Source organism: Staphylococcus sp. HMSC068C09 (assembly GCF_001813735.1).
GTDB lineage: Bacteria > Bacillota > Bacilli > Staphylococcales > Staphylococcaceae > Staphylococcus > Staphylococcus hominis.
In genome coordinates this window covers 441,515-462,889 of sequence record NZ_KV813756.1, presented here as the reverse complement: position 1 = coordinate 462,889, position 21,375 = coordinate 441,515, and the positions used below count along the sequence as shown (strand labels likewise).

The 21,375-nt window shown below is 32.7% G+C and carries 18 protein-coding genes; all 18 read right to left on the bottom strand.

Features of this window, described 5'->3' with window-relative positions:
• Positions 1 to 38: 38 nt before the first annotated feature.
• Positions 39 to 2,144, bottom strand: coding sequence for a translation initiation factor IF-2 (gene infB, locus HMPREF2930_RS06980; RefSeq protein ID WP_017174612.1), 2,106 nt, complete (start codon positions 2,142 to 2,144; stop codon positions 39 to 41).
• Between the two features lie 4 nt (positions 2,145 to 2,148).
• Positions 2,149 to 2,466, bottom strand: coding sequence for a YlxQ family RNA-binding protein (locus HMPREF2930_RS06975; protein WP_017174611.1), 318 nt, complete (start codon positions 2,464 to 2,466; stop codon positions 2,149 to 2,151).
• A complete protein-coding gene (rnpM, locus tag HMPREF2930_RS06970; RefSeq protein ID WP_002448835.1) occupies positions 2,463 to 2,747 on the bottom strand; it encodes an RNase P modulator RnpM in 285 nt (94 codons plus the stop codon). Before rnpM ends, HMPREF2930_RS06975 begins: the two co-directional genes overlap by 4 nt.
• Positions 2,748 to 2,776: 29 nt before the next feature.
• Entirely contained in the window at positions 2,777 to 4,003 is a 1,227-nt protein-coding gene (gene nusA / locus HMPREF2930_RS06965; RefSeq protein WP_019835114.1) for a transcription termination factor NusA, read from the bottom strand.
• Between the two features lie 20 nt (positions 4,004 to 4,023).
• Complete coding sequence (gene rimP, locus HMPREF2930_RS06960; protein WP_017174609.1) at positions 4,024 to 4,491, bottom strand: ribosome maturation factor RimP; 468 nt, start codon at positions 4,489 to 4,491, stop codon at positions 4,024 to 4,026.
• Positions 4,492 to 4,636: 145 nt separating this feature from the next.
• Positions 4,637 to 8,947 carry a PolC-type DNA polymerase III gene (locus HMPREF2930_RS06955; protein ID WP_141751512.1) on the bottom strand — a complete coding sequence of 1,437 codons (4,311 nt, stop codon included), beginning with the start codon at positions 8,945 to 8,947 and terminating at the stop codon, positions 4,637 to 4,639.
• Between the two features lie 168 nt (positions 8,948 to 9,115).
• On the bottom strand, positions 9,116 to 10,816 hold the full coding sequence (locus tag HMPREF2930_RS06950) for a proline--tRNA ligase (protein WP_070597273.1): 1,701 nt from the start codon (positions 10,814 to 10,816) through the stop codon (positions 9,116 to 9,118).
• Positions 10,817 to 10,832: 16 nt separating this feature from the next.
• A complete protein-coding gene (rseP, locus tag HMPREF2930_RS06945; RefSeq protein WP_017174606.1) occupies positions 10,833 to 12,119 on the bottom strand; it encodes an RIP metalloprotease RseP in 1,287 nt (428 codons plus the stop codon).
• 211 nt (positions 12,120 to 12,330) lie between these two features.
• Positions 12,331 to 13,113 (bottom strand): phosphatidate cytidylyltransferase, encoded by a 783-nt coding sequence (locus tag HMPREF2930_RS06940; protein ID WP_017174605.1) that lies wholly within the window; start codon positions 13,111 to 13,113, stop codon positions 12,331 to 12,333.
• Between the two features lie 3 nt (positions 13,114 to 13,116).
• On the bottom strand, positions 13,117 to 13,887 hold the full coding sequence (locus HMPREF2930_RS06935; RefSeq protein ID WP_017174604.1) for an isoprenyl transferase: 771 nt from the start codon (positions 13,885 to 13,887) through the stop codon (positions 13,117 to 13,119).
• A gap of 185 nt (positions 13,888 to 14,072) precedes the next feature.
• Positions 14,073 to 14,627, bottom strand: coding sequence for a ribosome recycling factor (gene frr, locus HMPREF2930_RS06930; RefSeq protein WP_017174603.1), 555 nt, complete (start codon positions 14,625 to 14,627; stop codon positions 14,073 to 14,075).
• Between the two features lie 16 nt (positions 14,628 to 14,643).
• Positions 14,644 to 15,366 (bottom strand): UMP kinase, encoded by a 723-nt coding sequence (gene pyrH, locus HMPREF2930_RS06925; RefSeq protein WP_017174602.1) that lies wholly within the window; start codon positions 15,364 to 15,366, stop codon positions 14,644 to 14,646.
• A gap of 138 nt (positions 15,367 to 15,504) precedes the next feature.
• On the bottom strand, positions 15,505 to 16,383 hold the full coding sequence (gene tsf / locus HMPREF2930_RS06920) for a translation elongation factor Ts (RefSeq protein WP_017174601.1): 879 nt from the start codon (positions 16,381 to 16,383) through the stop codon (positions 15,505 to 15,507).
• Positions 16,384 to 16,643: 260 nt separating this feature from the next.
• Positions 16,644 to 17,432: a 30S ribosomal protein S2 gene (rpsB, locus tag HMPREF2930_RS06915; RefSeq protein ID WP_002448842.1), complete on the bottom strand. Its 789-nt coding sequence runs from the start codon at positions 17,430 to 17,432 to the stop codon at positions 16,644 to 16,646.
• A 220-nt stretch (positions 17,433 to 17,652) separates the two neighbouring features.
• Positions 17,653 to 18,429, bottom strand: coding sequence for a GTP-sensing pleiotropic transcriptional regulator CodY (gene codY, locus HMPREF2930_RS06910; protein ID WP_037540991.1), 777 nt, complete (start codon positions 18,427 to 18,429; stop codon positions 17,653 to 17,655).
• A gap of 21 nt (positions 18,430 to 18,450) precedes the next feature.
• Positions 18,451 to 19,851 (bottom strand): ATP-dependent protease ATPase subunit HslU, encoded by a 1,401-nt coding sequence (gene hslU / locus HMPREF2930_RS06905; protein WP_017174599.1) that lies wholly within the window; start codon positions 19,849 to 19,851, stop codon positions 18,451 to 18,453.
• Between the two features lie 66 nt (positions 19,852 to 19,917).
• Positions 19,918 to 20,463, bottom strand: a complete 546-nt coding sequence (gene hslV, locus HMPREF2930_RS06900; RefSeq protein WP_002448739.1) for an ATP-dependent protease subunit HslV — start codon at positions 20,461 to 20,463, stop codon at positions 19,918 to 19,920.
• On the bottom strand, positions 20,464 to 21,357 hold the full coding sequence (xerC, locus tag HMPREF2930_RS06895) for a tyrosine recombinase XerC (RefSeq protein WP_017174598.1): 894 nt from the start codon (positions 21,355 to 21,357) through the stop codon (positions 20,464 to 20,466).
• Between the last annotated feature and the right edge of the window lie 18 nt (positions 21,358 to 21,375).

Below are 21,375 nucleotides of genomic sequence, written 5' to 3'. Positions count from 1 at the left end.
TACCTATATCATATACACTTTAGCCTCTTACAAATTAGTTATCTTTCAATTTCTACCATTTCGAATGCTTCAATAATGTCGCCTTCTTTAATGTCATTAAAGTTTGCAATTGTAATACCACATTCGTAACCTTGTGATACTTCTTTAGCGTCATCTTTAAAACGTTTTAACGTATCAAGTTCACCTTCGAATTGAACAATACCATCACGAATGACACGTACGCCTGCGTTACGAGTGATTTTACCTTCAGTCACGTAACTACCAGCAATGGTTCCAACTTTTGAAACTTTGAATGTTTGACGTACTTCAGCTTGTCCGATAACTTGTTCTTCAAATTCAGGATCTAATAAACCTTTCATCGCTGATTCAATTTCTTCTATAACATTATAGATGACTCTATGAAGACGCATATCAACATTTTCAGCTTCTGCTGCACGTTTCGCACCTGCATCAGGACGTACGTTAAATCCAACAATAATACCATTTGAAGCATTAGCTAATGTAACATCTGATTCATTGATTGCCCCAACAGCTGTATGAATAATACGAACATTTACGCCTTCAACATCAATTTTCATAAGAGATGCAGCTAAAGCTTCTACAGAACCTTGTACATCACCTTTAATAATGACATTAAGATCTTTCATTTCTCCTTGTTTCATTTGTTCGAATAAATTATCTAATGAAACATTTTTGCTTTCTTGACGTTGTTGAATCACACTTGCTTCATGACGAGCTTCACCAATACGACGCGCTTGTTTTTCATCTTTGAAAATAACGAAGCGGTCACCTGCTTGAGGTACATCGTTAATACCAGTAATTTCAACCGGTGTAGAAGGGCCAGCTGTTTTAATTCTTTGACCCAAATCATTTACCATAGCTCTTACGCGCCCATACGTATTACCAACTACAATTGAATCACCTACATGTAACGTACCATTTTGAACTAATAATGACGCAGCTGGTCCACGTGATTTATCTAATTCTGCTTCAATAACAGTACCTACTGCTTGCTTATCAGGATTAGCTTTTAATTCTTGTACTTCGGCAACTAAACCAATCATTTCTAATAAGTCATCAATACCATCACCATTTAATGCTGAAAGTGGTACAAAGATTGTGTCGCCACCCCAATCTTCTGGAATTAAACCATATTCAGTTAACTCTTGCATCACTCGGTCTGGATTTGCAGTTGGTTTATCAACTTTGTTGACCGCAACAATTGTTGGTACATCCGCTTCTTTAGCATGGTTAATTGCTTCAATTGTTTGAGGCATAACGCCATCATCTGCTGCTACTACTAAAATAGTGATATCTGTTACTTGAGCACCACGTGCACGCATTGTTGTGAAAGCTGCATGTCCAGGTGTATCTAAGAAAGTAATTTTTTTACCATTATTTTCAATTTGATATGCACCAATGTGTTGTGTGATACCGCCTGCTTCTCCTGCTGTGACTTTAGTATTTCTAATTGAGTCTAGTAATGTTGTTTTACCATGGTCAACGTGTCCCATAATTGTTACAACTGCTGGTCGTTCAATTGCATCTGGATCGTCTTCTTCATCATCAAAATAAGTTGTTAGGTCTTCTTCATTAACAACAACTTCTTTTTCAATTTCAACACCATAATCATCTGCGATAAGTTCTAATGTTTCTTCATCTAATGATTGGTTAATATTAGCAACAATACCTAACAAGAATAATTTTTTAATAATACCAGATGATTCGATATTTAATTTATCAGCAAGTTCTCCTACTGTAATACCTTCCTCATACGTGATTTTTGAAGGCATTTCTTTAGGTTCAGCAGCAGATTTGTTATTCTTACCTTTATTATTATTTTTGTTGTTTTTATTGTTTTTATTGTTTTTGCTATTTTTATTGTTTTTTTTCTTTGAATTAGATTTGTTTTGATTATTATCTTTTTTACTTTGTTGTTTTTGGTGATTATTTTGAGTGTTTTGTTTTTTATTTTCTTCATTTTGTGATGATTTGAACTTTTTATCAAGCATCTTAATTTGGTCATCTTCTAATGCTTGCATGTGATTGGATACTTCAACGTCCATTTTCTTTAACTCATCTATAATCTCTTTACTTTTAACATTTAATTCTTTCGCATATTCGTAAATTCTCTTTTTACTCATATAATCACTCCTTACAATATTCATCAATCATCGACATAAGTTTTTTAGCAAAACCTGAATCTGTCACGCCAACATTTACACGTTCTTCTTTGCCCAATGATTGTCCTAATTCTACTCTCGTACCGAAAACTCTAAACGGAACATGATATGTGTCACATTTATTCTTTATATTCTTTTTAGCGTTATCTGAAGCATCAGTAGATAAAATCACAAGTTTAATATTACGTTTTTTTATCTCAGATATGAGTACTGATTCTCCAACTTTAACTTTTCTAGCTCTCATCGCTAAGCCTAAAAAATTAAATATCTGTTCTTTTATCATTTAGGAATCTCTTCTCTATAAATTAATCGAATTACTTCTTTATATACAGGATCTAATTTTTCAGGACTTTCATTAAAGTACTTCTCGAGTACACCATTTTTTTGAGCATCTTCTACGCTTTTAACATCTTTTGAAACATATGCACCTCTACCTTGTTGTTTTCCAGTACCATCAGCGAAAATTTCGCCTTCTTTATTAATTACTACTCGAATCATGTCTTTTTTAGGACGCATTTCATTCGTGATGATGCATTTGCGCATTGGAATTTTCTTCTTCTTCATTTACTACTCACCCCATATGCTTAAACGTATTAATGTTCTTCTTTATTATCTGAAGCGTCTTGTGCTTCATTTGAAGTTTCATCAACTTCCGCTGATAATTCAGCTGTTGTTAAGTTTGTTTCTTCTAAATTTATGTCATCAATTTCAATATCTTTATCTTCAGAAAATACTATTTCATCAGCTTTTTCTTCAGATTCAATTACAGGATAAATCCCTGCTTCGCGAGCATCTGTTTCAGATTTAATATCAATTTTCCATCCTGTAAGTTTGGCAGCTAAGCGCGCATTTTGTCCACGTTTACCAATAGCTAATGATAATTGATAATCAGGTACTACCACTACAGTAGATTGGTTATCTTCATCAACAATAACTTCTAAAACTTGTGATGGGCTTAAAGCATTACGTACAAAAACGTTTGGATCTTCATCCCATTGAACAATATCGATTTTTTCTCCACCTAATTCTTCAACAACCGCTTCAACACGTGAACCTTTTGCACCTACACAAGCTCCCACTGCATCTATATCTGGATTTTCAGAGTATACACTAATTTTAGAACGATCTCCTGCTTCACGTGCAACTGATTTCACAATAACAGTTCCATCATAAATTTCTGGAACTTCTTGTTCAAATAAACGTTTTAATAAACCCGGATGACTTCTTGACACATAAATTTGTGGACCTTTTGTTGTTTGCTCTACTTTATTAACATAGACTTTAATTCTTTCATTTGGAATGTATGTCTCATTAGGACTTCTTTCAGCTTCAGATAAAACCGCTTCGATTCTACCTAAATTAACATACACATATCGATGATCAACACGATCAATCACACCTGTTAAAATATCTTCTTCTTTATCAATAAACTCAGAGTATAAAATTTCTCTTTCAGCATCTCTTAGACGTTGCATTACTGCTTGTTTAGCAGCCTGTGCGCCCACACGACCAAAGTCTTTAGGTGTGACATCTTCTTCGTAAATATCACCTATTTCATAAGCAGGATTTTTAACTAAAGCTGTGCTTAAATCAACTTCTTCACGATCATCAAATACTTCTTCTACAACTTCTTTACGTGCGATGACTTTAAATGTGCCTTCATCCATATTTAATTCTACACGGACGTTTCTAGCACTATCATAATTTTTCTTATATGCAGTAATTAAAGCTGCTTCAATTGCATCAATCAAAACTTCTCTTGGAATTTTCTTTTCCTTTTCTAAGTATTCAGTTGCTAATAATAATTCATTACTTGCCACAATTATTCCTCCTCATCACGTTAAATCATTACAGCGTGACGTGCTTTTGCAATTTTATTTCTTGGTATCTCAATTGTTTTTTTCTTTGCTTTTTCTTTAACTTCCATAGTTATTGTGTCATCATCGACAGACTTCAGAATGCCTAACCATTCTTTATCACCTTCAATTGGCGCATAAAGAGATACAAATATAGGTTGCTCTATCGCATTTTGATAATCTTTTTCTTTTTTTAGTGGACGTTCAGCTCCAGGTGAAGCTACATCAAGATAATACATTTCAGGAATAGGATCATTTTGATCCATTGCTTCACTTATTTTTTCAGAAGCAAGCGTACAATCATTTAAATCCACGCCACCTTCTTTATCAATAGAGATTCTCAAAAAACGATCTTTGCCTTCTTTTGCATATTCAACATCAACTAATTCAAAGTTTAAATCATCTAAAATGGGAGTAATGATAGTTTCTACTTCTTCAGTAATTTTACTCATACAGGCCTCCTTTTTTGGCAAATAGAAAAGAGCGGGTATATGCCCACTCTTTCTGCCTGAGTCTAAATTTTTACACAAACTAATTATAACATACTTTATATGCTTAAACAAATGAAGCTACTATTAATACTTCTAAGTTGTCCATTTACATATCAAAAATGGACAATTGTGCTTTATCTGGTAAATCTGGTAATGAACCCAAATCATCAAGGTATTCAATAATTTTTTGAGATAAACCTGCTTTTTTATTAAGGTCTTCTTTGGATAAAAATGGACCGTCTTCACGTGCCTCAACAATACGTTTAGCTACGTTTTCACCTAATCCTGGCACAGCAATAAATGGTGGGGTCAATGTATCATCTTCAATAATGAAATCAAAAGCTTGACTTTTTTCTAAGCTAATCGGCTGCATTTTAAATCCACGATGTGCCATTTCATTCATTATTTCTAATACTGTTAATACATCTTTTTCTTTTTTTCCTAAATCCATATAACGAGAATACATATCTTTAACTGTGTTCTTAATACTTTCTTTATCTTTAATCATTGTAATTAAATCAAAGTCTGATGCACGAATTGTAAAATATGCTGCATAATAGTATAACGGATGATGCACTTTAAAGTATGCAATACGTACAGCCATAAGTACGTAAGCAGCTGCGTGAGCTTTAGGGAACATGTATTTAATTTTTAAGCATGAATCTAAATACCAATCAGGTACATCATTCGCTTTCATCGCATCTATCATTTCATCCGTAAGTCCTTTACCTTTACGCACAGACTCCATTGTTTTGAAGGCCATTGATGGTTCAAGCCCAGCATACATAAGATATACCATAATATCGTCACGACAACCAATTACACTGGATAAATCGCAGATGCCTGAGCGAATTAACTCTTGTGCATTACCAAGCCACACATCGGTACCATGTGATAAACCTGAAATTTGTACAAGTTCAGAAAATGTTGTTGGCTTAGTGTCTTCTAACATTTGACGAACGAAACCTGTACCAAATTCAGGTACACCAAATGTGCCTGTCTTACATAAAATATCCTCTTCTGTTACACCTAAAGAAGCCGGACTACTAAATATTTGCATTGTCTCCTTATCATCAACAGGAATCGTTTTAGGATCGATACCCGATAAATCCTGTAACATCCGTATCATTGTAGGATCATCGTGTCCAAGTATATCGAGTTTTAACACATTATCATGAATCGAGTGGAAATCAAAGTGTGTGGTCATCCAAGATGCACTTTGATCATCTGCTGGATATTGTATCGGTGTAAAATCGTAAATATCCATATAATCAGGAACTACAATAATTCCTCCTGGATGCTGTCCAGTTGTACGTTTAACACCTGTACATCCTTTGACAAGTCTATCGATTTCCGCACCACGTTTATGAATACCTTGATCATTTAGATATCCTTTAACGAAGCCAAATGCCGTTTTTTCAGCCACTGTACCAATTGTACCTGCTCGGAATACTTTATCTTCTCCAAAAAGTACTTTCGTATAGTTATGGGCATGCGGTTGATATTCACCACTAAAGTTCAAGTCAATATCTGGTACTTTATCTCCTTTAAATCCTAAGAAAGTCTCAAATGGAATATCTTGACCTTCTTTAATTAATTCGCCACCACATGTTTCACATGTTTTATCAGGTAAGTCGAATCCTGAACCTACCGACCCATCATCAAAAAATTCACTCGTCTTACAATGTGGACATATATAGTGTGGAGGGAGCGGATTCACTTCTGTTATCTCTGTCATCGTTGCAACAAAGCTCGAACCTACAGAACCACGTGACCCTACCAAATATCCATCATCTAATGACTTTTTAACTAACCGTTGTGATATGAGATAGATAACTGAAAAGCCATTACCAATAATACTATCTAATTCTTTTTCGAGACGATCAATGACAATTTGCGGTAAGTCATCACCATACAATTTTTTCGCATTTGTATAGCTTAATTCACGTATTTCTTCGTTAGCGCCCTCCATACGTGGCGTAAATAATTGATCTTTAATTGGAATTACTTTCTCAATTCGGTCTGCTAATTCATTCGTATTTTTAACAACAATATCATAGGCTTTATCTTCTCCTAAGAAATGAAATTCATCTAACATTTCATCTGTTGTTCTAAAATGTGCTTCTGGAAGTGTGGAACGATTTAATGGATTACCTGGTTGTGATGCAATTAAAATTTTACGAGCAATAGCATCATGCTCAAATAAGTAATGAGCATTACCAGTAGCTATCACAGGTATTCCTGTACTTTCTCCTGCTTTTAAAATACGATCATATATTTCATACAATGTTTCAGTATCACGAATTAATTCACGATCAATTAAATCTTGATAAAGTTTAGGTGGTTGTACTTCTATAAAATCATAATACTTTGCTATTTTTTCAACTTCAGATTGATCACGTTGCATCACAGCTGTAAATAATTCCCCTTCATCACAAGCTGTACCTACTAGAATGCCTTCTCGATATTCATTTAATAATGTTCGTGGAATTCTAGGTGTTCTATAATAATATTTTACTAAAGAAGCACTTACGATTTTAAATAAATTCTTGAGTCCATCTTGATTTTGAACTATGAGTGTGACATGGGTTGGTCGTGCACGTTTATAGGCATCTTCATTTGATAACTTTTTATTAATATCTTTATGATTAGTCACACCTAGTTCTTTCATCTGTTGAACCATTTTAATGAAAATATAAGCCGTTGCTTCAGTATCATAAATCGCTCTATGGTGTTGAGTAAGTTCAACGCCATATTTTTTAGCTAAGAAATTTAATCCATGTTTACCATATTCAGTGTTAATGGTACGTGATAATTCAAGAGTATCAATCACTCCATTAGTTGATGGACCGAAACCTAATCGTTCGTACCCTGTATCAATAAAGCCCATATCGAATGAAGCATTATGCGCTACAAAAATGGCATCTCCTACCCATTCCTTAAATTCTGTTAGTACTTCTTCAATTTCTGGTGCATCCACTAGCATGTCATCTGTAATGTGTGTCAGATTAATTATTGTTTCTGATAATTTTTCATGTGGATTACTAAATCTTTCAAATTTATCTATAATTTCGCCGTCTTTAACTTTGACAGCAGCAAGTTCGATAATTTGATCATATTGATTAGATAAACCTGTTGTTTCGACGTCAAACACTACATATGTAGCTTCTTTTAAATCTCTATCAGTAGGTTTATAGGCAATAGGCACACCATCATCGACTAACATGCCTTCCATCCCGTAAATCATTTTAATTCCATTTTTTTCCGCTGCACTATGAGCATCAGGAAAAGCTTGAACCACATTATGATCAGTAACAGCTATTGCTTTATGTCCCCATGCTGCAGCCTGATTAACGTACGCACTGATGTTTGGAATACCATCCATTTGACTCATTGATGAATGTAAATGAAATTCGACACGTTTCTCTTCTGCTTTATCTTGTTTAGGTGTCTTTTTGATTTCTTCAATATCTGACATCATCATGACTAAATCACGTACAAACGTATCTTCTTCTATACGACCTTGTGCACGTACCCATTTACCTACACTTAAGGCTTTAAAGTGATTTAAATCATCCTTATTTTTTCTAGTAAACATTTTTAATACTAAAGAATCTGTATAGTCTGTCACTTTAAGTTCAACAATGTGACGTCCACTTTTTAGTTCTTTAATGTTAATATCAAAGATAACCCCTTCAATGGCTACTTTAAATTCTTCTTCAATAATTGTTTCAATAGGTTTAATATTTTCAACGTGAATTGGCTTTCCTATTTGACATTTTTCAACACTACTGCCGTTATTATCTTGTTGTTTTGCTTTTTCAGCTTTTATTTTTTCAATTTTTTCTGTAGCTTCTTTAGCACTTTGTTGATCTTCTTCTTGAATATGTGCCTCTAATGAAGCAAGATCTTCATCTCTATTCGAATCATCAGTTTCAAATATTACTTTATCTATATCAAAGCCACATTTTTGAAATGCTTTTACTAAACTACCATTACATACTTTATCAAAATGATTTCTTTCAACATCATTTGAAGTCATTACTTTTAAAACATTACCTGACATAATTAAACGTTTTTGTTTAAGTTGACCCTTCACTTTTGGTGATAAAGCTGTGTGTTCAATACAATGTCCAAAATATTTAATCACATGTTCATCTTGATTCGATGTATTTTGAATTGTAAAATGCCAGTCCACATGTGCAATATCTTTAAACTCTTCTTTAATTGCATGAGTAAAGATTAAATAATCTTCATTTGAAAGAAAATAAGGTAACGTAATCTGAAATTCCCAACTTCTATTTTTATTTGATACATCTATTCGTGTGAGTTCACCTTTTTCAAGTATTTCTTTATCCAATTGATTTGAAATCTTAATTTGATCGGCAAGTACTCTAAATTTTTCCTGACTTGTCATTGCCACAAAGAATAACCACCTTATTTCGAACTTATCATTTACTTTAAAAAACTTGATTTATATTATACTACTTTCACATTTATTTTTCATGATTACAGTTTAACTAATAAAAACAATAAAAGAGGTTGGAAACAACAAAATGTTCCAACCATTTTTATTCATGTGCACCTATAGTTTTTCATAGAGTGAAGCAATGTGATTGTCTAATTCATTAACATGAACTTCTTCACTTTCACCCGTTTGACGCACTTTAACTTCAACAATACCTTCACTTGCATTTTTACCTACAACAATTCTTATCGGTAAACCAATTAAATCAGCGTCATTAAATTTAACGCCTGCACGCTCTTTACAATCATCATAAAGTACATCATATTTAGATTGTAATTCTGAGTATAATTTATCTCCTAATTCAAGTTGTTCTTCTTTTTTAGGATTGATTGTAATTAAATGTAAATCAAATGGAGTGACTGACTTTGGCCAAATAATACCATTTTCATCATTATTTTGCTCAACAATCGCACTTAATGTTCTAGACACTCCGATACCATAGCAACCCATAATTAAAGGTTGCGCTTTACCTTGATTATCTAAAAATTTAGCATTCATTGCTTCAGAATATTTCGTTCCCAGTTTAAATACTTGTCCAACTTCAATACCTTCTGCAAATTTTGCATTTCCAGAACCATCACTTAACGGTTCACCTTCTAAAATAAATCTAAAGTCTCCGTATTCATCGATATTAAAATCACGCTCAACATTTGCATTAATATAGTGATAGCCATCTTCATTAGCACCTACCACTATGTTATTTAAATCTTTAACAAAATTATCAGCAATAATTTTAATGTCTTTATTATGAATAGGTCCTAATGAACCAGGATTTGCTCCAAGTAAATTTACAATTTCATCTTGAGTCGCCATTTCCACATTATCAGTTTCAAAGTATGCTTTCACCTTCACATCATTGAGCTCGTGATGGCCTCTTACTAAAAACATCATGAATTCTCCATCCACTTTGAAAATCATTGTTTTTACAATTTCATCAATTGGACGATTTAAAAAGTCAGCCAATTCTTGAGCTGTTTTAATATTTGGCGTTTCTATTTTTTCTAGTGATTTAATGTCTGTATGTTTCTCATTTGGATAATACTTAACTTCAGCTTTTTCAATATTTGCTGCATAATCACTATTTTCACTATACACAATCGTATCTTCACCAATTTCACTTAAAGCCATAAATTCATGTGTATGATTACCGCCAATAGCACCTGAATCAGCTACTACTGGACGCGCATTAATTCCAACACGTTTAAAAATACGACTATAAGCATTGTACATCTCTTGATATGTTTGATCTAATGATGCTTCATCAGCATGGAAAGAATAAGCATCTTTCATGATGAACTCTCTTCCACGTAATAAACCAAAACGTGGACGTTTTTCATCACGGAACTTAGATTGAATTTGGAATAATGTTAATGGTAATTGTTTATAAGACTTTAATTCGTCTCTAACGATAGAAGTCACTACTTCTTCGTGAGTAGGTCCTAAAGCAAATTCTCTTCCATTACGGTCTTTTAATCGCATTAATTCAGGACCATAAGCGCCCCAACGTCCCGACTCTTCCCAAAGTTCTGCTTGCTGCAATGCTGGCATTAAAATCTCAACTGCATCAATATTTTCCATTTCTTCACGAATGATTTTAGAAATATGATTTAGTACACGTGTTGCTAAGGGTAAATAACTATAAATACCACTTGTGCTTTGTTTAATTAAACCTGCTTTTAATAACAACTGATGACTTAAAGCCTCAGCTTCAGAAGGGACTTCTCTCATTGTTGGTATAAAGACTTTCGATTGTTTCATTTTTTATCCTCCTAAATTATAAGAAATAACGTTGTATATCATTCCAAGTGACTAAGACCATAATAATCACTACAAATATAGCTCCAACAGCAATAATTGCAGTTTCAGCTTTTTTGTTTACTGGTCTTCTAAATATCGCTTCATAAATAACAAATAAAATTCTACCACCATCTAAAGCTGGAATAGGTAATAAGTTCATAATCCCTAAGTTAACACTCAGCAATGCCGTATAGTATGTTAATGCAATAATACCTTGTTTTACTACAGAATCTACATTGTGATAAATACCCACTGGACCATTTAACATATCAAAAGTAAAGCCACCTGTGAAAATACTTCCAATCATTGTTCCAACTGCTTTAAAAATAAGTACACTTGCATCTAAAAATTGTTGTACGCCTAATGCTAATGGCTTAAATAGTGAATGTTCATTCGCAGGTTGAAAACCTAATACATAAGAAGTTTTAGAATTTAATTTTGTCTGTTTAATCACTTGTTTTTTAGGTGTAACATCTAGTGATTTGGTGTGACCATCTCGTACAATTTTAATTGTTGTTTGATGGTCTTTCGTTTTATTAAGTGCACTTTGAATATCGCTAAAATCGTTAATTTTATAGTGTCCAACTTGAACAATTTTATCTCCAGCTTTTAATCCAGCTTCTTGTGCTGGATAATTGTCTGCTAATTGTTTTACTGTAGGGGTAGGCGTACCTTGATAATAAGCTAAGCCAATAAATAGTACGAGAGCTAAAATAAAGTTAAATAATGGGCCCGCAAATAAAGTTAAAAACTTAGGTAATGGTTTTTTATGTGTAAATTGACGATGCCTTGGTGCAATTTGAATTAAACTACCATTTTCAACAAAGTAAGCTTTTTTAGCAATATTAAAATGATGTCTTTCATTATCATATGCTGTAATACCTTCAATATATAAATCATCTTTAAAATCACATCGTTTAACTTCAATCGCTTCAATTTTTTGGAATTTATGTTGATCATCTAAAATAATATGTGTAATTTCATCTTGTTCATTTAGTTTTATTTTAACATTCATTCCTGGCTGAACGGGTGGTTCTTCTAATCCATCTCCTGCCATTCTTACATACCCACCAACTGGAAGTAAACGTATTGTATATAACGTTTCATCTTTACGGAAACTGAAAATTTTGGGTCCCATTCCAATCGCAAATTCTGGACACATAATACCTGCACGTTTTGCAAAAAACATATGTCCATATTCATGTACTGTAACGAGTACACCAAATACGATAATAAATGAGACGATTGTGATTAAATAACTCACTTACAACACCTCAATTAATTTTAATATTTAAATTATCTAGATTATAAGATTTTAGATTTTAAATTTTATAATAATTTCTAGTATAAAAAAACAGTTTTAAAAAAGAGCTATAAAGTACACGATTGTATAATATTAATCAAATGTGAACTCAATAACTCCTCAATTATATCATTATATACTTTTCATAAATAAATAAAACGTTAATTTTTTATTACATTTGTAGCAATAGAATGTTTAACAGTGGTAAAACAAACATAAAGCTATCAAATCTATCTAAAATACCGCCATGTCCTGGCAAGATTCTGCCTGAATCTTTAACACCAAAATGACGTTTAAAACCAGATTCTACTAAGTCACCTAATTGACCAAATACACTTAAAATAATTGTAATTAATAATAACAGCCAAATATTTAGATGAAAATCTACAAAAAACATCATTACAAGTGGAACAATTAAACTACAAATGAGTCCTCCAATAAAACCTTCAATCGTTTTGTTTGGACTAATAACTGGCCATAGTTTGTGTTTTCCCATTAATCGTCCAAATATATATGCGCCAGTATCTGTTAACCATACGATTAAAAATGCAAAAAGTATATAATGTAAACCATAAGAACGTGTAGCATAAAAATACATAAATCCTATTCCAACGTATGCTACAGACATTAAACAAAATGCAGCGTCCATAAAGCTAAATCTGTTTTTCGAAAGTACAGTATAACTTAATAGTATGAAGCTCATTGCAATTAAACTTTTTAATTGAACATCACTCACCCAATCTCCGGCAGACTGAGGAAGCATAATAATAATAAGCGCTATAGCACTGAAAATACCTGGAATTGATAAAAATTTAATCATATTCATATTTAACAATTCTTTTAAAGCAATGAGCGCCAGCAAATAAGCAAAAAGCATTAAAATAGTTCCACCTTTTAATAATATAGGTAGAAAAATAAGCAATGCTATAATCGCGGTCAATGTTCTTACTTTCATAATTTACTCCTCACTTAATCCTCCAAAACGTCTTTGGCGAGATTGATATATTTTTATACATTGTTTTAATTCTTCACCATCAAAGTCTGGCCATAACTTCTCATTAAAAATAAATTCACTATACGAAGCCTGCCAAATTAAGAAGTTACTAAGGCGTTGTTCTCCAGATGTACGTATTAATAAATCTGGATCTGGATCTGGATGGGTCATTAAATGTTTGGAAATCATCAATTCATCAATATCATCACTGTTTTGACCATTACGTTGAAGTTCATCATAAATTGATTTCATACTTTGAACAAGTTCAGCTCGTCCACCATAATTAATGGCAAATACTAATTTCAAGCCTGTATTATTTTTGGTTTTTTCTTTAGCATAATTAATCGCCTCAATTGTTGATTGGGGTACTGCATCTAAAAAACCAATAGTTTCTATCTTAACATTTTTCTCTATAAGTTCTGGTAGAAATGTTTTTAAAAAATTCACAGGTAAATTCATGATATAATTAACTTCACTTTCAGGTCTTGACCAATTTTCCGTTGAAAAAGCGTATAAAGTTAAATATTTAATACCTAAATGACTTGCTTCACGTGTCACTTTTTTTATGGTTTGCATACCTTCATAGTGACCTTTAATTCTAGGCATTTTACGCTTTTTTGCCCAACGACCATTTCCGTCCATGATAATTGCTATATGTTCAGGTAAATTATGTATATCTAAATCATCATTTTGATTGATTTTAGTCTTATTTCTTTTTATTAGCTTTCTAAACATGGTCTTTCCTCCGAGCCTGATCATTTCTGTTATATTATATAGGTTATTTAAGAAATCATCTATCATTTTATCATACTAAATAATGGCATTGAATAAGCAAATTAAAAAACTGTACCAAAGTCTGACTTGGCACAGTTTAGACTAAAACAATTTATAATCTTGTCATAGAAGAGTATGATGAAATATTAAACAGACATAATATCTTTTTCTTTTTCATCAACTAAATTATCAATTTCTTTAATTGAATTGTCTGTTACTTTTTGAACATCTTCTGTTTGGCTTCTTAAATCATCTTCAGTAATGTCTCCATTTTTTTCGTCTTTTTTCAATTGATCATTGATATCACGACGAATATTACGGATTGAAACTTTTGAATCTTCACCGATTTTTTTAACATTTTTAACTAATTCTTTACGACGTTCTTCAGTTAAAGCAGGAACAGTGATACGAATAACTTCACCGTCACTAGTAGGGTTCACACCTAGGTTAGCAGCAATAATCGCTTTTTCAATATCAGCTACAGATGATTTATCATATGGAGAAATGACAAGTAAGCGTGCTTCAGGCACGTTTATACTCGCTAACTGTTGAACTGGTGTTGGGGCACCATAATAATCAACATTTACTCCGTTTAATAAATTAGAATTCGCTCTACCCGCACTAATATTAGCTAATTCACGTGATAAATTTTCAATTGATTTTTTCATTCTAGATTTTGTATCTTGAATTATCTCACTCATACATTTACACCTCTAATTATTTAGTAATTAATGTACCAATTTTTTCGCCCATAACGGCACGTTTAATATTGCCTTCTTCCATAATAGAGAATACATTTAATGGAATGTTATTATCCATACAGAATGAAGAAGCAGTTGAATCCATAACTTGTAGGCCTTCTTGTAACATTTGAATATGTGTTAGATGATCATATTTTACAGCATTTTTATCAATTTTTGGGTCGGCAGAATACACACCATCAACATTATTTTTACCCATTAAAATGACATCGGCCTCTACTTCAGCTGCACGTAGTGCTGCAGTTGTGTCAGTAGAGAAGTATGGATTACCAATACCAGCTGCAAAAATAACTACGCGTTTTTTCTCTAAATGTCTAATTGCGCGACGACGAATATAAGGCTCAGCAACCTGTTTCATTTCAATTGAAGTTAATACTCGTGTATCACAATCTAATTGCTCTAAACTATCTTGTAATGCCAATGCATTCATTACAGTAGCAAGCATGCCCATATAATCAGCTGTACCACGGTCCATGCCTAAATCGCTACCTGTTTTACCTCTCCAAATATTACCGCCACCAACGATAACAGCTATTTCACAATCCATTTTAGCTACTTCAGCGACTTGTTTTGCTACACTTTTAATGATGATAGGATTGATACCAAAACCTTTTTCACCTGCAAGTGCTTCACCACTAAGTTTCAGTACTACACGTTTATATTTAGAAGTCTGCGCCATTATTTTTTCCTCTCTATGATTAATGATATGTAATATATACAAGTAAAGAAGACACTAATGGTCTTCTATAATAAAAGAATTTTATTATATAGAATTCCTTAAAGGTGTCTTCTTTCTTGTTAGAATAATGTGAACAAATTATTTCATTTGACCTTTAACTTCATCAGCAAAGTTTTCTTCGCGTTTTTCCATACCTTCGCCTACTTCATAACGTACGAAGTCAGCTAATTTACCGCCTTTAGATTTTAAGAAAGCTTCAACTGTTTGATCTGGGTCTTTAACGAAGTTTTGGTCAACAGCACAAATTTCTTGAAGATATTTACGTAAACGACCTTCAACCATTTTTTCAACGATATTTTCAGGTTTACCTTCATTTAATGCTTGTTGTTTTAATACTTCTCTTTCGTGATTAATTTCTTCGTCACTTACTTGGTCTGAAGAAACATATTTAGGATTAATTGCAGCGATGTGCATTGCTACATCTTTAGCTGCTTCTTCATCAGTAGAACCTTCAACAACAGTCAATACACCGATACGTCCACCCATGTGTAAGTATGCACCAAAAGCATCGTTATCAGATTTAGTTCTAATAGCAAAACGACGGATGCTTAATTTTTCACCGATTGTTGAGATAGCCTCTTTCATTCTTTCATCAACTGTTTGACCACTTGCTAATTTAGTTTCTAATAAAGCTTCTACTGTTTCAGCTTTACTTTCAAGGATTTGATTAGCAATTTCTTTAACTAATTCTTGGAATCCTTCGTTTCGAGCAACGAAATCAGTTTCAGAGTTAATTTCAACGATTGCTGCTTCATTACCTTTTACTTCTACATGTACTAAACCTTCAGCAGCGATTCGATCAGCTTTTTTAGCTGCTTTAGCAATACCTTTTTCACGTAAGTAGTCGATTGCTTTATCGATATCTCCATCAGTTTCAGTTAGCGCTTTTTTACAATCCATCATACCTGCGCCAGTTCTTTCACGTAATTCTTTAACAAGTTTTGCTGAAATTGCCATTAATTATTCCTCCAATATGTCTAATTGTAATAATAGATGATATTTAAATATTACCATTAAAGGTACTATTATTTCCAATACTCTATTACGATTTATTAATAATTTTTTAAATTAAGGTTATTTTAAAAATAAAATCTGATTTAAAAGTATAATTGAATATTTATCTTTTATATTTATACCCAATTTACTATCCATTTTAAATAAATATTTTAAAAAAAGGGCGATAAGCATTACATCTTATCACCCATTTAAACTATATCTTAGTTTGATTCAACAGTAGTATTTTCTTCAGTTGATTCTGCTTTTTGAGTTTCTTCACTTTCATCTAAATCGATGTTTTGTTCTGCAGCTACTTCATCGTTTGAAATACCTTGTTGACCTTCTAAGACAGCGTCAGCCATTTTACCAGTTAATAATTTAACGGCACGAATAGCATCATCATTCGCTGGGATAACATAGTCGATTTCATCAGGATCACAGTTAGTGTCAACGATACCAACGATAGGGATATTTAATTTACGTGCTTCAGCAATCGCATTGCGCTCTTTACGAGGGTCAACTACGAATAATGCTTGAGGCATAGATTTCATATCACGAATACCGCCTAAGAATTTGATTAAACGGTCATATTCTTTTTTAAGTTCAACAACTTCTTTTTTAGGTAAAACGTCAAATAAACCGTCTTCTTCCATTTTTTCAATTTCAGAAATACGTTTAATACGTTTTGAGATTGTTTTATAATTAGTTAAGATTCCACCTAACCATCTTTGGTTAACGTAGAATTGACCAGCACGTTCTGCTTCAGCTTTAACTGATTCTTGTGCTTGTTTTTTAGTACCTACGAATAAGACTTTACCGCCATCTTCAGATACTTGTTTTAAGAAGTTATAAGCTTCTTCAACTTTTTTTACTGTTTTTTGTAAGTCAATGATATAAATACCATTTCTTTCAGTAAAGATATATTTTTTCATTTTTGGGTTCCAACGGCGTGTTTGGTGACCGAAGTGAACACCGGCTTCTAGTAATTGTTTCATTGAAATTACTGCCATGTTAAATTCCTCCTATTGGTTAATTACCTCCATAGTAAACTAATATAAAGACAATACTTAAGACTGCACCCTTTATATTTACATTCACTACGTGTGTATTGGCTTTATAGCCGTCAATAATAATATCATATCTAGAATCATTACGCAACATTTTTTAACTGCATAAAATAAAAAACTACTATCTTAATTTTAATAGATAGATAGTAGTTTTAAAAAATATTTATTCACTTCGATTAAGTTCATCTAAGAATTTTTCTTTTTTAACTTTAATAAATGTACCTTTCATGCCAAGCGATCGTGATTCTATTACACCAGCACTTTCTAATTTACGTAACGCATTTACAATTACAGAACGTGTAATACCTACTCTATCTGCTACTTTAGATGCAATTAATAGACCTTCATTACCACCAAGTTCCTCAAAAATATGTTCAATCGCTTCTTTTTCAGAATAAGATAATGAATTGATTGCCATTGTAATAGCAGCTTTATCACGTGCTTCTTTCTCAACTTCATTATGTTTCTCACGTAAAATTTCCATACCAATAACAGTTGCAGCGTATTCGCCAAGCACTAAATCATTTTCATTAAAGTCATCTTTAACTCTTCCTAGAATCAGTGTACCTAAGCGTTCGCCTCCCCCTAAAATCGGGAAGATGGTTGTTCTACTATTAATAAATACATCTCTGTGTTCTGGAGGGAATACTGTCAAGTCTGAATCAATATCAATATTCGCTTTAGTTTGTTGAACTTGCATAAGTAGTTCAGTGTATTCACTTGGAATATGTTTACTTTCAGTCAACATATTACTAATTCGTTCACTCTTTAAAAGTTCATTTAAACTTGAACCTAAAATTTTACCTCTACGAGAAACGATGAAGACATTTGTAACAGTTACATTACTAATAGTCTGAGCAACATCTTTAAAGTCTACCGCAATGCCTTTATGTTTTTGTAATAATGTATTTAATTCTCTAGTTTTAGATAATAAGCTCATAAAATTTCTCCTTTATTTATATTATAAAATAAATGCACTTAAATCTTTGTTTGTTGAAATAGATTTCAACTTATCATCAACATACTGTGGTGTTATATCTACTACTGCATTTGGCATATTTGGTGCTTCAAAAGATAAATCTTCTAACATTTTTTCTAAAATAGTGTGTAATCGACGTGCACCAATATTGTCTGTATCTTGATTCACTTGATATGCCATTTCAGCTAATCGTGTTATCGCTTCATCAGAGAAGTTGACCGTAACTTCTTCAGTTTTTAACAGTGCTTCATACTGCTTTATAAGAGATAACTTAGGTTCAGTCAATATTCTATAGAAATCATTGACTGTTAAGCTTTCAAGTTCAACTCGAATTGGAAAACGCCCTTGTAACTCAGGAATCAAGTCACTTGGTTTAGAAACATGGAAAGCGCCAGCACCAATAAATAGCATGTGCTCAGTATTTACAGTACCATACTTAGTTTGAATCATGCTACCTTCAAGGATTGGTAATATATCTCTTTGAACACCTTGTCTTGATACATCTTGACCACTATTGGAATTGTTTGTAGCGACTTTATCAATCTCATCGATAAAGATAATTCCCATTTGTTCTGCTAATTCTAAAGCTTCTTGATTAGCAGTTTCTTGATCAATTAATTCATCTGCAAAATCATCAGTAAGAATTTTACGTGCTGTTTTTACTGGTACTTCTCTTTCTACTTTTCGTTTAGGCATCAATTGATTCATCATATCTTGCATTTGTTGATTTTGACTCGTGCCTAACATTCCTAATGCGCCAGGGTCTTGTTCAACTTTGATTCTAACTTTTTCTTCTTCTAGCTTACCTGCTAAAAGTTGTTGTCTTATTTCTGACCGTTTTGTTTTGATTTCTTCTGTAGGGGCTTCTTCTTCCTCGTCATTCTGATTAAAATTAGGAATAGCACCACCTAAAAGAGATTCAAGTGGATTATTATTTTGAGCTGCTTTTTTCTTCATACTAGGAACAAGTAATTTTACTAATTTTTCATTAGCTTTTTGTGTTGCTTCATCTTCAACTAATGATTTCTTTTGCTCTTTTACGAGTCTTACAGACACGTCCACCAAGTCTCTAACCATACTTTCTACATCACGTCCAACATATCCAACTTCAGTGAATTTTGTAGCTTCTACTTTAATGAATGGTGCACCTACGACTTTTGCCATACGGCGTGCAATTTCTGTTTTACCTACACCAGTTGGGCCAATCATTAAAATATTTTTGGGTGCAATTTCTTGCTTAGTTTCTTCATCAAGAAGACTTCTTCTGTATCTATTTCTTAACGCGATTGCTACTTTACGTTTTGCATCTTCTTGACCTACAATATATTCGTCCAATTTAGATACGATATCTTTAGGTGTTAATTTTATACCGTTTGCATCCATTTACTATTACCTCCACCTTAATGTATGTCCATATCAATTCATTTCCGTTTTGTTTATATATGTTATTTATAAAGTCTCAACAATAATATTATCATTTGTAAATACACAAATATCTGAAGCCACTTTTAAGCTTTCATATGCCATTTCTTTAGCAGTCATATGTGAAGCATGACGTTTAAGTGCTCTTCCTGCACTTAATGCATAGTTTCCTCCTGAACCAATAGCGATTAAATCATCGTCAGGCGCAATGACTTCACCTGTACCACTTACCACTAAAATACCATCTTTATCCATTACGATAAGCATGGCTTCCAGTTGACGTAATTGCTTATCTCCACGCCATTCTTGAGCAAGTTCTACAGCAGCGCGTTCTAAATTACCGCTAAATTGTTGTAATTTAGTTTCAAATTTTTCAAATAATGTAAATGCATCGGCTACGCTTCCTGCAAATCCTGCTAACACTTTACCTTCGTATAAGCGTCTTACTTTTCTAGCTGTTTGCTTCATAATTACTTGTTCACCAAGTGTAACTTGACCGTCTCCAGCCATTGCCGCTTCTCCATTGTGTCTTACAGCATATATCGTTGTAGCATGTAATGATGTCTTACTCATTTATTTACTCTCCTTTTTTGCTCGAGGATGTGCATTTAAATACACTTTGCGCAATTGTTGATTAGATACATGTGTATACTTACCAGTTGTAGAAAGGTTAACGTGTCCTAATAAAGATTGAACTGTTCTTAGGTCTGCACCTTGATTCAATAAATGTGTAGCAAATGTATGTCTTAATTTATGAGGGTGGATTTCAGTTACCCCCGCTGTACGTTTAACTACATCATTGAGAAGATATCTAATACCTCTCTCAGTAATAGGATCACCTTTCATATTAACAATTAAATAAGGATGACTTTTACCTTTAAGTGGTTTGAATTTTTCTAAATATTGTTCAATACTTTGTCTACAAAACTCTCCAAAAGGCACAAATCGTTCTTTATTTCCCTTACCCAATACCTTTACCCCTGGAAGATTCATATCTAAATCCATAACCTTTATATTCACAAGTTCTGAAACACGAATGCCTGTTGCATATAATAATTCAATTACTACTCTATCTCTTAATCCTTTTTTTGCATCGTTTGAAACAGTATTAAATAATGCTTCCATTTCTTCTTCATAAAAAAATTGAGGAAGATATTGCTCTTTCTTAGGATGTACAAGTTGTATAAAAGGATTATTTACAGATGTATCTTGAGTCATCCAGAACTCATAAAATGTTCTTAATGTTGATATTTTTCTTGATACAGTAGTACGTTTCAAATTATTGGAATATAAATAACTTAGATAATTTCTTGCATCTTTATATTCAAACGTTCTTAAATTTAACAGTTCTTGTTCTAAAAACTGATTAAATTGAGCTAAATCGTCATGATACGCTTTTAATGTATGGTCGGAGAAATTTCTTTCAACTTTAAGCATATTCAAAAATTTCTTTTGGATTTCTTCCACTAAAAATCCCCTCCATCA

Excerpts from the sequence above, each read along its gene's own strand:
- HMPREF2930_RS06975 (WP_017174611.1), bottom strand. The coding sequence starts at position 2,466 with ATGATAAAAGAACAGATATTTAATTTTTTAGGCTTAGCGATGAGAGCT.
- HMPREF2930_RS06955 (WP_141751512.1), bottom strand. The coding sequence starts at position 8,947 with ATGACAAGTCAGGAAAAATTTAGAGTACTTGCCGATCAAATTAAGATT.
- infB (WP_017174612.1), bottom strand. The coding sequence starts at position 2,144 with ATGAGTAAAAAGAGAATTTACGAATATGCGAAAGAATTAAATGTTAAA.
- rpsB (WP_002448842.1), bottom strand. The coding sequence starts at position 17,432 with ATGGCAGTAATTTCAATGAAACAATTACTAGAAGCCGGTGTTCACTTC.
- rnpM (WP_002448835.1), bottom strand. The coding sequence starts at position 2,747 with ATGAAGAAGAAGAAAATTCCAATGCGCAAATGCATCATCACGAATGAA.
- HMPREF2930_RS06935 (WP_017174604.1), bottom strand. The coding sequence starts at position 13,887 with ATGTTTAGAAAGCTAATAAAAAGAAATAAGACTAAAATCAATCAAAAT.
- pyrH (WP_017174602.1), bottom strand. The coding sequence starts at position 15,366 with ATGGCGCAGACTTCTAAATATAAACGTGTAGTACTGAAACTTAGTGGT.
- codY (WP_037540991.1), bottom strand. The coding sequence starts at position 18,429 with ATGAGCTTATTATCTAAAACTAGAGAATTAAATACATTATTACAAAAA.
- rimP (WP_017174609.1), bottom strand. The coding sequence starts at position 4,491 with ATGAGTAAAATTACTGAAGAAGTAGAAACTATCATTACTCCCATTTTA.
- HMPREF2930_RS06950 (WP_070597273.1), bottom strand. The coding sequence starts at position 10,816 with ATGAAACAATCGAAAGTCTTTATACCAACAATGAGAGAAGTCCCTTCT.
- hslU (WP_017174599.1), bottom strand. The coding sequence starts at position 19,851 with ATGGATGCAAACGGTATAAAATTAACACCTAAAGATATCGTATCTAAA.
- frr (WP_017174603.1), bottom strand. The coding sequence starts at position 14,627 with ATGAGTGAGATAATTCAAGATACAAAATCTAGAATGAAAAAATCAATT.
- HMPREF2930_RS06940 (WP_017174605.1), bottom strand. The coding sequence starts at position 13,113 with ATGAAAGTAAGAACATTGACCGCGATTATAGCATTGCTTATTTTTCTA.
- hslV (WP_002448739.1), bottom strand. The coding sequence starts at position 20,463 with ATGAGTAAGACATCATTACATGCTACAACGATATATGCTGTAAGACAC.
- tsf (WP_017174601.1), bottom strand. The coding sequence starts at position 16,383 with ATGGCAATTTCAGCAAAACTTGTTAAAGAATTACGTGAAAGAACTGGC.